A 12,004-nucleotide genomic window follows, 5' to 3' on the forward strand; every position below is an offset into this window, starting at 1 on the left:
ATATTGGTGTGTTATTCACTCTTTCATTTAAGCAACCCGAAGGGAATGGAGACTACTTTGAAGGGAAAATAAACGGATGTTGCGGGCCTTCAGCCGCTGCGGGAGAATGGCGTTATGCACGAAGCGAGTGCCGGGCGATGGGAATCGCTCGATTCCCTGACGGCCGAAACACGGCGCTTCGTTGCCGCGACCGAAGCGATGATGGCGTCGACCGCCCATCACTTCTCGGAAGGCGTTGAGAACCTGCGCCTGAAGGCGATTATCCACGAACTTCCGGACTTCCTCTACGTCAAGGATCGTGACAGCCGCTTCGTCTTCGCCAACGCCGTCACGGCGGCCAGCCTCGGCCTCAGCGCCGAAGAGATCGCCGGCAAGCGTGATTTCGACCTGTTCGATTTCGAGGCGGCGCGCCGCCATTTCGATATCGAGCAGCAGATCATGGCGAGCGGCGTAGCCCGCATCGACATGGAGGAGACGGTCGTCCTTCCTGGCGCCGCCAAGCCGGTATGCCGGCTGACCTCGAAAATACCGCTGCGCAACGATCGCGGCGAGGTCGTCGGGCTGATCGGCGTTTCCCGCGATATCACCGAACGCAAGCTGCAGGAGGATCTCCATCGCGGCCAGGCGAAACTGCTCGAGATGATCGCCCGCAATGAACCGCTGCCGATGATCCTCGAAGCGCTGGTGCTGATGATCGAAGCCCAGCTGACGGGAATCGACGGCTCGGTTCTCCTGCTCGACGGCGAGGGCACCCGGCTTTATCACGGTGCGGCTCCCAATCTTCCCGGCGGCTATAGCCGGCTCATTGACGGTGTCACCATCGGCCCCAAGGTCGGCTCCTGCGGCACCGCCGCCTGGCGCGGCCAGCCCGTCATCGTCGAGGACGTGCTGAGCGATCCGCTGTGGGAGGATTTCCGCGCGCTGGTTGCGCCTTTCGGCTTTCGTTCCTGCTGGTCGACGCCGATCGCGACCTCGCAGAATAATGTGCTCGGCACCTTCGCCCTCTATTCCCGGGAGGTACGCCGTCCGACGGAGCATGAAATGAGGCTGCTGGCGCTCGCCACCCACATCGCCGGCATCGCCATCGAACGCAAGCGCGTCGACGATCGCATCCATTTCATGGCGCATCATGACGATCTCACTGGCCTGCCGAACCGCGCCTTTCTGAAGGAAAGGCTGGCCGGCATCCTCGACCAGGCCCGGCGCAACAATCGCAAAGTCACGGTCGCCTATATCGATCTCGATAATTTCAAGGACGTCAATGACGGCCGCGGCCACGCCGCCGGCGACGAGGTGTTGAAGGAGATCGCCACCCGCATGGCCAACAGCATCCGTCCCTCGGATATGGTGGTGCGGCTTGGCGGAGACGAATTCCTCGTGGTGCTCGTCCACCAGTCGAGCCACGATGCCGGCATCACCCGCCGCCTTCGCGATCTGCAGAAGGCGATTACTCGGCCGATGCAAGGCGAGAGCGGTGAGATCATCATCACCTCGAGTATCGGCGTCGCCGCCTTTCCCGTCGACGGCTCCACCTCGGAAGAGCTTCTCGCCAATGCCGATCGCGCCATGTATCGCGCCAAGCAATTCGGCCGCAACACGCTGCAGCATCATGATGGCGACAGCAGCGGGGTCGGCATGCCGCGCGGCGAGCAGGAAGAGCTCCATCAGGCGATAACAGCCGATCAGCTGTTCCTGGAATATCAGCCGCAGGTCGATGTCGCCACCGGCCGCATCACCGGCATCGAGGCGCTGGTCCGTTGGAACCATCCGGCAAAGGGCAGGGTGCCGCCGGCGAGTTTCATCCCGATTGCCGAAGAGACCGGCCTCATCGTTCCCCTCGGCCTTTGGGTGCTGAACGAGGCCTGCCGCCAGGCGCGCAACTGGCAGGATATGGGCCTGACGCCGGTGACGATCGCCGTCAATGTTTCGGCGAAGCAGTTCGCCGATCCGGATTTTGCGAGCCATGTCGGCGAGGCGTTGGAGCGCAACCGCCTCCAATCCCGCTGGCTGGAGCTCGAGGTCACCGAAAGCGTGGTGATGCAGGATGCCGAGCGTGCGCTCGCCATGATGGAGCAGCTGAGGGTGCTCGGCGTGCGCCTGTCGATCGACGATTTCGGCTCCGGCTATTCCAGCCTTGCGGCACTGAAGACTTTCCCCTTCGACCGGCTGAAGATGGATCGTTCGCTGGTCGAGGCATTGCCGGGCGATGAAACAGCCGTCGCCATCGCCTCGGCCGTCATCTCGCTGGCGCAGACGTTGAAGCTCTCGGTTCTCGCCGAAGGCGTCGAGACCGATGCCCAGATGGATTTCCTGCGGCGGGCACGCTGCGAGGAGGCGCAGGGCTACCGCTTCTCCAAGCCCGTCCTGCCGGAGGTGGTGCCGCTGTTGCTGCAGGCGCAGCTTCTCTGAACTTTTCCTAAGCCGGTCGCCAGCCGATCGTTGGTTTAGACTCGAATGATATTGAGACGCAGAGCGCTGACCACCGCCTGCGTTCTCGTCGTGCATCCCAGCTTCCTGATCGCGCTGCCGATCTGATTGTTAACCGCGCTTTCCGACAGATCGAGAAGCTTCGCAATTTCGCTGCTCTTCCTGCCTCCGGCCGTCATCCTCAGGCAGTCCAGCTCGCTCTGCGTAAAGGCAACCGGCTTGTGTTTCTCGTTCAATGTCAGCTGGGACAGCCGATCATAGATGAGCGTCGCGATAAACAGGAGTTTCGACATTTCGACCATGCTGAAATTCCGAGACCCCGAAATCGACATCGCACCGCGTCCGGCCGCGGCATCATGAACGGGAAAATAGGCGCCTTTTTCCATGCCGTACCGCCTGAACAACTCGATGACGGTGGACTTTTTGCCTTCGCCGCGATCGGTATTGATCGCCTCGACATCATAATTGAAGGGGCTGGTCGATCTCAGCATCCTTCGGATGACCGGGCTGTCGACCATCAGGTTATGGGCGTCGTAATAATCGACCATTTCCGCCGGCCAGTTGGTGATGATCTTCGTCGCGCCGATTTCGACGACATCGACCGAAGGAAGCGTCATGATCAGGAAGGCCGTCATCCCCAGATCCTGGGTGAGGCGCTTCATGTATTTGAAGACTTCGTAATGCGTCTTGAAGCCTGCAGCGACTTCCTCAATTCGATTGAACTCGGCCTCGAGCGGCATGTCTTTCTCCGATTGCCTCGCATCCGGCGCTTGGCGGCTGATGTGTCCACTTGCCGCTCGTATCTGAAGTTGATTCTGCCGGCTCGAAGGACGGAAAAAATATGCATGTGCAGAGAAAAACGGAAAGGCCCTTGACTGTCGGCAACGGGCGGGCGGCCGTTGATTAACAAAGAGTTTACGGATCTTCGAACCATTCGAACCCGCAAAGGCGAAAAAATCGGTGGCGGCATGTTTGACAACGTCCCGAAAGATCAGCATCCCTGGCGAAACCTCAGGTCAAGTCGCTGTTTGTGCTTCGTTATTTTTCAGCGTTGCTCGGATGTCACGCATCCGATTTCGAGACGGCTCGGTTAAAGGAAGCTTAAAGAATTTATCGGATTTTATTTCCGGGGTGCCCGTCCAGCGCAAGCCCGCGGTGGGTGGCGGCAGTCATGCGCTCGATTTGAGCGAGGGGGAACAGCATGAAGAAAATAGGATTCGGCTTCGGTTCGGATGCCAAGGCCGTACTGGCCGCGATGAGCAGGTCACAGGCCATCATCGAATTCGACCTTACCGGCAAGATTCTCACGGCCAATGCCAATTTCTGTGCTGCCCTCGGTTACGACTTGTCCGAGATTGTCGGCCAGCATCACCGGATGTTCGTCGAGCCGGCAGAAGCCTCGTCGGCCGATTATCGCGAGTTCTGGGCGAGGCTCAACCGAGGCGATTTCGATCAGCGCCAGTATAAACGCATCGGCAAGGGCGGCAAGGAAATCTGGATCGAAGCCTCTTACAATCCGGTCTTCAGCGGCGGGAAACCCTACAAGGTCGTGAAGTTCGCGACCGATATCACGAAGCAGAAGATGCAGAGCGCCGAGGATGCCGGCAAGATAAGCGCGCTGTCGCGCGCCCAGGCGGTTATCGAATTCACGCCGAAGGGCGAGATACTGACGGCAAACGAGAATTTCCTGTCGGCGCTCGGCTATCAGTTGGCCGAGATCCAGGGCCGCCATCATTCGATGTTTTGCGACAGCGCTTACGCCAACACTGACGATTACCGGCGGTTCTGGACGCGCCTGTCAGGTGGCGAATTCGTGGCTGATGAGTTTCTGCGCATCGGCAAGGGCGGCAGAAAGGTCTATATCCAGGCATCCTACAATCCGATCTTCGACATGAACGGCAAGGTCTTCAAAGTCGTCAAGTTCGCGACTGACGTGACCGCCCGCGTCAACAACGTCGATCAGCTGGCGGCATCCCTGATGGCGCTGTCGGGCGGTGACCTGACCCAGGAAGTCGCAACTCCATTCATTCCGACGCTGGAAAAAATCCGGACCGACTTCAACGCCGCCGTCGGCAAGCTGCGCGCAGCGATGCAGGCCGTGGCCGAAAACGCAACCGGCATCGCGGCCGGAGCTCAGCAGGTTCGTTCCGCCTCGGACGATCTGTCGAAGCGCACGGAACAGCAGGCGGCCTCCGTCGAGGAAACCGCCGCCGCGCTCGAAGAGATCACCACAACCGTCTCCGATTCCAGCAACCGCGCACAGGAGGCCGGCCAGCTGGTGCGGAGGACCCGCGAGAATGCCGAGCGCTCCGGCGCGGTTGTCCGCAACGCCGTCGAAGCGATGGGCAAGATCGAAACATCGTCGGCGGAGATCGGGAATATCATCGGCGTAATCGACGAAATCGCGTTTCAGACCAATCTGTTGGCGCTGAACGCCGGCGTCGAGGCGGCACGCGCGGGCGATGCCGGCAAGGGTTTTGCGGTGGTCGCGCAAGAGGTTCGCGAGCTTGCCCAGAGATCGGCCAAGGCGGCAAAGGAGATCAAGGAGCTGATCGGGGCCTCCAACGAGCATGTGAAGAGCGGAGTGAGCCTGGTCGGGGAGACCGGCAAGGCTCTGGAAGAAATCGTTGCTCAGGTTCAGCAGGTCAACGGCAATGTTCTGGCAATCGTCGAAAGCTCCAAGGAGCAGGCGACGGGATTGAAGGAAATCAACACCGCGGTTAACACCATGGACCAGGGTACGCAGCAAAATGCGGCCATGGTCGAGGAATCGACGGCCGCCGCCCACAGCCTCGCCAAGGAGGCCGACGCGCTCTTCCAGCTGCTGGGGCAGTTTAACATCGGAAGCGGGGGCTTGCGCCAATCACGCCCCGCCGTGGCAACCGCGGCTTCCAGACCCATTCCATCGGCACCGCGTGCAATGGCCGCGAAGGTGAGCGCGGCCTTCCACGGCAATACGGCAGTCGCCGGCGGCGATTGGGAGGAGTTCTGAGGCGCGCGGAGACTCCGCCTCATTTCATGAGCTTGCCGATCGTCTCGATCTCATTCGTCCACAGGCCTGCCGCATAATCCCGCGGCAGCCGCGCCAGCTGCGCGGCATCGTCGATGCCGGTGGAAAAATCGCCGCCGCGATAGGGGCCGAGCACGAAAACCTCCGTTCCGGCATCCTGCATCCGGTTGAGAAAGCGGTCCGGCCAGCCCCACAGCCAAGGCGCGATATTGATCGGCACCAGCATCATCCGATGCTTGCAGGCCTCGGGCAGGAGGCCGGTCCAGCCATAGCCGATATAGCCGAACAGGCAGCCCTTCAGGCTTTTGCGCGAGGCGGTTTTGATATCCGGTGCGAGCCGGCCGAGAACGTCGATCGGCTCGTCGCCGCCATAGACGATGATGCCGGCCCGCTGTGCCGCCGGAAGCGCGTTCAGCACGGCGGCGAGCTTTTCCCCCTCGGACGGATCGCGGCTCTTGATGTTGATGAGAAAGCGCCGATCTGGAAAGGTCGAAAGTACTTGCGCCAGCGTCGGCATCATGCCGATGCCCTGGCCGCGAAAGGGAAAGGTCTTGCCGCCGTCGGCGGTATAGCCGTATCCGATGTCGAGCCTTCTCATTTGAGCCATCGAATGCTTGCGGGTCACGCCGTGCCCGTCGGTGCGGCAGTCGAGCGTCCAGTCGTGAAAGACGGCGAATTCGCCGTCCGTTGTCGGATGCACGTCCATCTCGACGACATCTGCGCCGGCGGCGAAGCCCGCCTGCATCGAGGCAATAGTGTTCTCCAGATAGTCGTGTTTCGGCGGCAGCATGCGGCTCGCCGTGCAGGTGTCGTTCTTCAGGTCGGTCTCGTCGAACCGTTGGGCGATGCCGCGATGAGCGAGCAGCACCGGCTTTCCCGGCCGATGCTCGGCAATGCGGCTGGCATTGTTGAGATAAATGCCGGCGGCCGCGAGCGCGATCGCCGCCGCGCAATAGAAAAGCTTCCTGCCCATCTCTTTGCTCCTCATGATTGCATCGACGAAGGCAACAGCTAGGAAGCGATTCTGGTTGTTCTTGGGCTGTTTTCCGGCTTTTCTATGCGCGGGATTATTCGCCGGAAAGGATTGGGACCGCTATGGAACGACAGGACGACGAGCTCATTCATTTCGAAGCGCAGGGGGCGGCCCCGCTGCCATTGGCTGCTGTCGAAGGCCATGTCGGGCGCGCAGGCGCCCGCATCTGGTATGCGAGCTACGGCACAGGCCCTGCCGTCATTCTGCTGCATGGCGGCCTCGGCCATAGCGGCAACTGGGGCTACCAGGTCCCGGCGCTCCTTGCCAGTGGCCGCCGTGTCGTGCTGATCGATAGCCGCGGCCATGGACGAAGCACCCGCGATGTCAGTCCCTACAGCTATGAGCTGATGGCTGCCGACGTGTTGGCGGTGATGGACGAACTGCGGCTGGAAACGGCGGCGTTCGTCGGCTGGAGCGATGGCGCCTGCATCGCGCTGATCCTCGCCATGACGGCGCCGTCGCGTGTCGAGGGCGTCTTCTTCTTCGCCTGCAACATGGATCCGAGCGGCACGCTGGAATTCGTTCCGACCCCGGTCATCGACCGATGTTTCGCTCGCCACGCCAAGGATTATGCGGCATTGTCCGCCACGCCGGACGATTTCAATTCCTTCGTCGAGGCGGTCAGCCTGATGATGCGGACCGAGCCGAATTATGGGGCGGCCGACCTCGGCCGCATCGGCGTTCCGATCGCGATCGTGCTCGGCGAACACGATGAATTCATCAAGCCCGAGCATGCCGAATATCTTGCCGGCAGCATCCCGGACGCTCAGATGATCTACCTGCCCGGCGTCAGCCATTTCGCGCCACTGCAGCGGCCGGCGGAGTTCAACGCCGCGATTTTATCCTTTCTCGACGGGATCAGGTGATGACAATCGCTTCCTCTGGCCCCGCGCCCGTTTCCCGCTATCTCTTGCATCATGAGAGCTGATGCGCTGCTTTATCCCGCCCCGGAAGGGCTCTATTGCCCGGAAGGCGGCTTTTACGTCGATCCGGTGCGGCCTGTCGAACGGGCGCTCGTCACCCATGGCCATTCCGACCACGCCCGGCCGGGGCATGTGAACGTGCTAGCCACCCGTCAGACGCTCGACATCATGCGCCTGCGTTATGGCGAGGGCTTCTGCGCCAGCGAGCAGATAGCCGATTTCGGCGAAGAGCTGGGGATCAATGGCGTCAAAGTGAGTTTTCACCCCGCCGGCCATGTGCTCGGCTCGGCTCAGATCGCCATCGAGAGGAACGGCACCCGCATCGTCGTCTCCGGCGATTACAAGCGCCGCCCAGACCCGACCTGCGCGCCCTATGTGCCGGTCGCCTGCGATGTCTTCATCACCGAGGCGACCTTCGGCCTGCCGGTTTTCCATCATCCAGATCCGATCGACGAGACCGGCAAGCTGCTGGCCTCGCTCCGGCAATTTCCGGAGCGCACCCATCTCGTCGGCGCCTACGCGCTCGGCAAGGCCCAGCGCGTCATCCGGCTGCTGCGCGATGCCGGTTATGCCGAGCCCATCTATATCCACGGCGCCATGGAAAAGCTCTGTGATTACTATGTCGGCCAAGGAATAGATCTCGGCGAGCTGCAGCCCGCCACGATCGAAAGCCGCGACAAATCCACCTTCCGGGGCGCCGTCGTCATCGGCCCGTCCCCGGCCTTCGCCGACCGCTGGGCGCGACGCTTCAACGAGCCGCTGCCGGCTTTCGCCTCCGGCTGGATGATGGTGCGCCAACGCGCCAAACAGCTCGGCGTCGAACTGCCGCTCGTCATCTCCGATCATTGCGACTGGCCGGAACTGACCGAAACGATCCGCGAACTGAATCCGGCTGAAGTCTGGGTAACCCATGGCCGCGAGGAGGCGCTGGTGCGCTGGTGCCACCTGCAGGGTATCAAGGCGAAACCGTTGCATCTCGTGGGCTATGAGGATGAGGCGGATTGAGATGAGCCGGAGAACGCGTCAAAACCCCTCCCCAACCCCTCCCCACAAGGAGGAGGGGCTTAACCTGCCGCTCCGTCCAGCCACAAAATCATCGCCGCAAACGCTGTGGTTGAAAGAAGGCGGGGCAGTGCCGCGCGTTAGCCCCTCCCACCTGTGGGGAGGGGTTGGGAAGGGGTCTTCTCCTCGCAAAGTTGGGGAGGAATTTTCTCCCGGAATGCGGAGGCCCGCATGAAAGCCTTCGCCGACGTCCTCGACCGCCTGGTCCTGACCCCCAGCCGCAACGGCAAGCTCAAGCTGCTCACCGATTATTTCCGCGATACGCCCGACCCGGACCGCGGCTACGGCCTTGCCGCCATCGCCGGCACGCTCGAAGTGCGCGACGTCAAGCCTGCTATGTTGCGCGACCTGGTGCTGGAACGCATGGACGAAGTGCTGTTTCATTATTCCTACGACTATGTCGGCGATCTCGCCGAAACCATCTCGCTTGTCTGGGACAATGAGCGGGATATAGACCGCTCCGCCCTTGCTCAGCCGCGTCTCGGCGAGGTCGTCACCCGCATGAACGGTCTCGGCCGCACCGAAGTGCGCGCCTATGTCCGCGATCTGCTCGACCGGCTGGATTCCTCCGGCCGTTTCGCCTTCATCAAGCTGACGACCGGCGCGTTGCGCATCGGCGTTTCCGCCCGTCTTGCCAAACAGGCGCTGGCCGATCTCGGCGGCAAGGACGTCACCGAGATCGAGACTCTCTGGCACGGCCTGCAGCCGCCTTACGAGACGCTGTTCCAATGGCTGGCGGGCGGCGGCGACAAACCGGCGCTGGCGACACCGGCGATCTTCCATTCCGTCATGCTCGCCAATGCCGTGGAGGAGGGAGACCTGGCAGGTCTCGACCCGGCCGACTACGCCGCCGAGTGGAAATGGGACGGCATCCGCGTCCAGCTGTCGCGCTCCGGCGACAGGCGAAAGATCTATTCCCGCTCCGGCGACGACATTTCGGGCGCCTTTCCCGATATTCTTGAGGCGATCAATTTTTCCGGCGTCGTCGACGGTGAGCTGCTGGTCGGCGGCACCGCCCGTTCCAACAGCCCGACCCGCACCTTCTCCGACCTGCAGCAGCGCCTGAACCGCAAGACGGTGACGGCGAAGATGCTCGACGATTATCCCGCCTTCATCCGCGCCTATGACCTGCTCTTCGACGGCGACGAGGATATTCGCGGCCGAACCTATGTCGATCGCCGCGAGGGCCTTTCCGATATCATCGACCGCGCCCCCCACGACCGATTCGACCTCTCGCCGCTCGTGCCTTTCTCCTCATGGGAGGAGCTCGATGCTCTGCGCGCCGCCCCGCCCGATCCGGTCATCGAGGGCGTGATGATCAAGCGGCGCGACAGCATCTACCAGGCCGGCCGCATGAAAGGCCCCTGGTTCAAGTGGAAGCGCAATCCCTATAATGTCGATGCGGTGCTGATGTATGCCCAGCGCGGCCACGGAAAGCGCTCCAGCTATTATTCCGATTTCACCTTCGGCGTCTGGGCCGATGACGAGGACGGCGAACAGCTGGTGCCGGTGGGAAAGGCTTATTTCGGTTTCACCGATGCCGAACTCGAACTGCTCGACAAGTTCGTGCGCAACAACACGACCGAACGTTTCGGCCCGGTACGGGCCGTCCGCGCCGACAGAGAGTTCGGCTTTGTCGTCGAAGTGGCCTTCGAGGGCATCAACCGTTCGACCCGGCACAAATCGGGGGTCGCCATGCGCTTCCCGCGCATAGCCCGCCTTCGCCCCGACAAACCTCCTTACGAGGCCGACCGGCTGCGCACACTGGTCGCCATGATCGATGCGAAGCCGGAGTGACCCGAGGCATGTCCCCAACGCTTGCAGCGGCTTGGGAAAGTCATCGGCCGGCCACCTACTCGTCCCAGAGGATGATTTGAAGATCCGGCCACAGTTTACGCCAGCGCGCGATCTTCCTTTCATAGATCTCCCGGCCAATCTGTTTCTTGTTGGCGCGGACGAGCGGCGCTAATAAATCGGACAAGCCGTAGGGCGCGTATAGATCCAGCCTGTTGTCCACCGGCCGAATACCGACGGCGGCAGCCGTTGTCGGAAAGGTGGTGATCGCATTATCCGTGGATGTGTAGGGCATAATCACATGCCCGAACTTTTGCCCATACCAAAGATGAACTCTCGCCTGGTTCTTCACATCGATCCAGACAGGCAGATCGGAGAACAAGCTCCGGATACGGACCGAGTGGTCTGCTTCCGCGCTTTCGGACAGGTCATTGTCATCAAAATAGACAAGATCGATGTCATCGATGCCGTGATCGTGGACGAAGTCGAAGGCGTGGTTCCACACCGTCTGGGCGATCGCTCCGGCGACAAGGCGCCCATCGGGCAAGTCGATTTCGTCCCAGCGTTCGAGCACTGTCGAGAGCAGCGGACTCTTCGAAATGATGGCCTGGAGTTCCATCTGCGGCTTCGGCATTGATTCCCTATTTCGCTTACGATCGGACTTCCGGTGCAGATTGTTGCGATAGGCTTTGCGTTGCAACCTGTGCAACAATGACGCAGGGCAATATTTTCAACATCATGTGTATTGGCGGCATCGGTTTTCCGATGCAAATCTGGCGTGCCGGGGAAATGATTTGGGTGCCGCGTCATGAGCTCGCATGAACAAAATTCCCTTTTCCGCCAACGCCGCGCCGTGCTGGCGGGGCTTGCCGGCGCGCTCGTCCTGCCGCGCATGGCGACCGCCTTCGATGTCCCCGACGAGCCGCGCCTTGCCAAGCACGACTATGCCGCGGTCCGCCGCCGCTTCCGCACGAAACTCCTGCAAAAGGGGCCGGCGCCGGATAAATACGAACCGCTGACCGCGCCTGCCGACGCCGAGAAGATATTCTACCGCTCCGGCTATGGCGGCGAGCTCGAACTGGTGGCATGGGTTTCCCGGTACAAACGCGAGCGCACTGCCAAGCCGGCCGTGCTCTTCCTGCATGGCGGCAATGCCATGGGCATCGGCCATTGGCAGCTGATGAAGCCCTACATGGATGCCGGCTATGTCGTGATGATGCCGTCGCTGCGCGGCGAAAACGGCCAGAGGGGCAATTTTTCCGGCTTCTACGATGAGGTCGACGATGTGCTTGCCGCAACCGAGCGCCTGGCGCATCTGCCGGGCGTCGATTCCGGCCGCCTGTTCATCGCCGGCCATAGCATCGGCGGCACGCTGACCATGCTGACGGCGATGAGCAGCCAAAAATTCCGCGCCGCCGCGCCGATTTCGGGCAATCCCAACGCCTTCCGTTTCTTCAGCCGCTATCCCCAGGACATCCGCTTCGACGACAGCAATGCGCATGAATTCGAGGTGCGCTCGGCGCTCTGTTACGCCCACAGCTTCAAATGCCCCATCCGGGTCGTCCACGGCACCGAAGAGGCGCATTTCAACGACCGCGCCGATCTGCTCGCCCGCCGCGCCCGCGCCGCCGGCGTCCATATCGAGACCGACACCGTCGCCGGCAACCACACCTCGGCGTTGCCGGCCGAGATCGAACAGAGCATCCGCTTCTTCCACGGTGTGGCGGCGTAAGCTCTGCCGCCGGTGGAACAGCC

The 12,004-nt window shown here is 61.8% G+C and carries 9 protein-coding genes; 6 read left to right on the forward strand and 3 right to left on the reverse strand.

The genetic code is table 11. The features are described from left to right. The first annotated feature begins 114 nt into the window (after nucleotides 1–114). Nucleotides 115–2,409 (forward strand): sensor domain-containing protein, encoded by a 2,295-nt coding sequence (locus NMA58_RS04115; RefSeq protein WP_434712464.1) that lies wholly within the window; start codon nucleotides 115–117, stop codon nucleotides 2,407–2,409. Nucleotides 2,410–2,444: 35 nt separating this feature from the next. Here NMA58_RS04115 and NMA58_RS04120 read toward each other — a convergent pair whose 3' ends face one another. Beyond that, on the reverse strand, nucleotides 2,445–3,167 hold the full coding sequence (locus NMA58_RS04120; RefSeq protein WP_434712466.1) for a helix-turn-helix transcriptional regulator: 723 nt from the start codon (nucleotides 3,165–3,167) through the stop codon (nucleotides 2,445–2,447). Between the two features lie 461 nt (nucleotides 3,168–3,628). On the opposite strand from NMA58_RS04120, the gene NMA58_RS04125 reads away from it, so the two are divergent. After that, nucleotides 3,629–5,419: a methyl-accepting chemotaxis protein gene (locus tag NMA58_RS04125; RefSeq protein ID WP_434712467.1), complete on the forward strand. Its 1,791-nt coding sequence runs from the start codon at nucleotides 3,629–3,631 to the stop codon at nucleotides 5,417–5,419. Between the two features lie 19 nt (nucleotides 5,420–5,438). Here NMA58_RS04125 and NMA58_RS04130 read toward each other — a convergent pair whose 3' ends face one another. Continuing rightward, on the reverse strand, nucleotides 5,439–6,410 hold the full coding sequence (locus tag NMA58_RS04130) for a glycerophosphodiester phosphodiesterase family protein (RefSeq protein ID WP_434712468.1): 972 nt from the start codon (nucleotides 6,408–6,410) through the stop codon (nucleotides 5,439–5,441). 122 nt (nucleotides 6,411–6,532) lie between these two features. Between NMA58_RS04130 and NMA58_RS04135 the strand changes: the two genes are divergently transcribed. The 3 genes from NMA58_RS04135 (at nucleotide 6,533) to NMA58_RS04145 (ending at nucleotide 10,252) form a co-directional block, all read left to right on the forward strand. Further along, complete coding sequence (locus NMA58_RS04135) at nucleotides 6,533–7,336, forward strand: alpha/beta fold hydrolase (RefSeq protein ID WP_434712469.1); 804 nt, start codon at nucleotides 6,533–6,535, stop codon at nucleotides 7,334–7,336. Nucleotides 7,337–7,387: 51 nt separating this feature from the next. Beyond that, nucleotides 7,388–8,398: a ligase-associated DNA damage response exonuclease gene (locus NMA58_RS04140; RefSeq protein ID WP_434712470.1), complete on the forward strand. Its 1,011-nt coding sequence runs from the start codon at nucleotides 7,388–7,390 to the stop codon at nucleotides 8,396–8,398. A gap of 228 nt (nucleotides 8,399–8,626) precedes the next feature. Further along, on the forward strand, nucleotides 8,627–10,252 hold the full coding sequence (locus NMA58_RS04145) for a cisplatin damage response ATP-dependent DNA ligase (protein ID WP_434712472.1): 1,626 nt from the start codon (nucleotides 8,627–8,629) through the stop codon (nucleotides 10,250–10,252). 55 nt (nucleotides 10,253–10,307) lie between these two features. Here NMA58_RS04145 and NMA58_RS04150 read toward each other — a convergent pair whose 3' ends face one another. Then, nucleotides 10,308–10,868: a nucleotidyltransferase family protein gene (locus NMA58_RS04150; RefSeq protein WP_434712473.1), complete on the reverse strand. Its 561-nt coding sequence runs from the start codon at nucleotides 10,866–10,868 to the stop codon at nucleotides 10,308–10,310. 189 nt (nucleotides 10,869–11,057) lie between these two features. Between NMA58_RS04150 and NMA58_RS04155 the strand changes: the two genes are divergently transcribed. Beyond that, complete coding sequence (locus NMA58_RS04155; RefSeq protein WP_434712474.1) at nucleotides 11,058–11,981, forward strand: alpha/beta hydrolase family protein; 924 nt, start codon at nucleotides 11,058–11,060, stop codon at nucleotides 11,979–11,981. Nucleotides 11,982–12,004: the final 23 nt, after the last annotated feature.

The organism is Rhizobium sp. YTUHZ045 (genome assembly GCF_051124255.1).
Classification (GTDB): domain Bacteria; phylum Pseudomonadota; class Alphaproteobacteria; order Rhizobiales; family Rhizobiaceae; genus Rhizobium.

Excerpts from the sequence above, each read along its gene's own strand:
- NMA58_RS04115 (WP_434712464.1), top strand. The coding sequence starts at position 115 with ATGCACGAAGCGAGTGCCGGGCGATGGGAATCGCTCGATTCCCTGACG.
- NMA58_RS04120 (WP_434712466.1), bottom strand. The coding sequence starts at position 3,167 with ATGCCGCTCGAGGCCGAGTTCAATCGAATTGAGGAAGTCGCTGCAGGC.
- NMA58_RS04125 (WP_434712467.1), top strand. The coding sequence starts at position 3,629 with ATGAAGAAAATAGGATTCGGCTTCGGTTCGGATGCCAAGGCCGTACTG.
- NMA58_RS04130 (WP_434712468.1), bottom strand. The coding sequence starts at position 6,410 with ATGGGCAGGAAGCTTTTCTATTGCGCGGCGGCGATCGCGCTCGCGGCC.
- NMA58_RS04135 (WP_434712469.1), top strand. The coding sequence starts at position 6,533 with ATGGAACGACAGGACGACGAGCTCATTCATTTCGAAGCGCAGGGGGCG.
- NMA58_RS04140 (WP_434712470.1), top strand. The coding sequence starts at position 7,388 with ATGAGAGCTGATGCGCTGCTTTATCCCGCCCCGGAAGGGCTCTATTGC.
- NMA58_RS04145 (WP_434712472.1), top strand. The coding sequence starts at position 8,627 with ATGAAAGCCTTCGCCGACGTCCTCGACCGCCTGGTCCTGACCCCCAGC.
- NMA58_RS04150 (WP_434712473.1), bottom strand. The coding sequence starts at position 10,868 with ATGGAACTCCAGGCCATCATTTCGAAGAGTCCGCTGCTCTCGACAGTG.
- NMA58_RS04155 (WP_434712474.1), top strand. The coding sequence starts at position 11,058 with ATGAGCTCGCATGAACAAAATTCCCTTTTCCGCCAACGCCGCGCCGTG.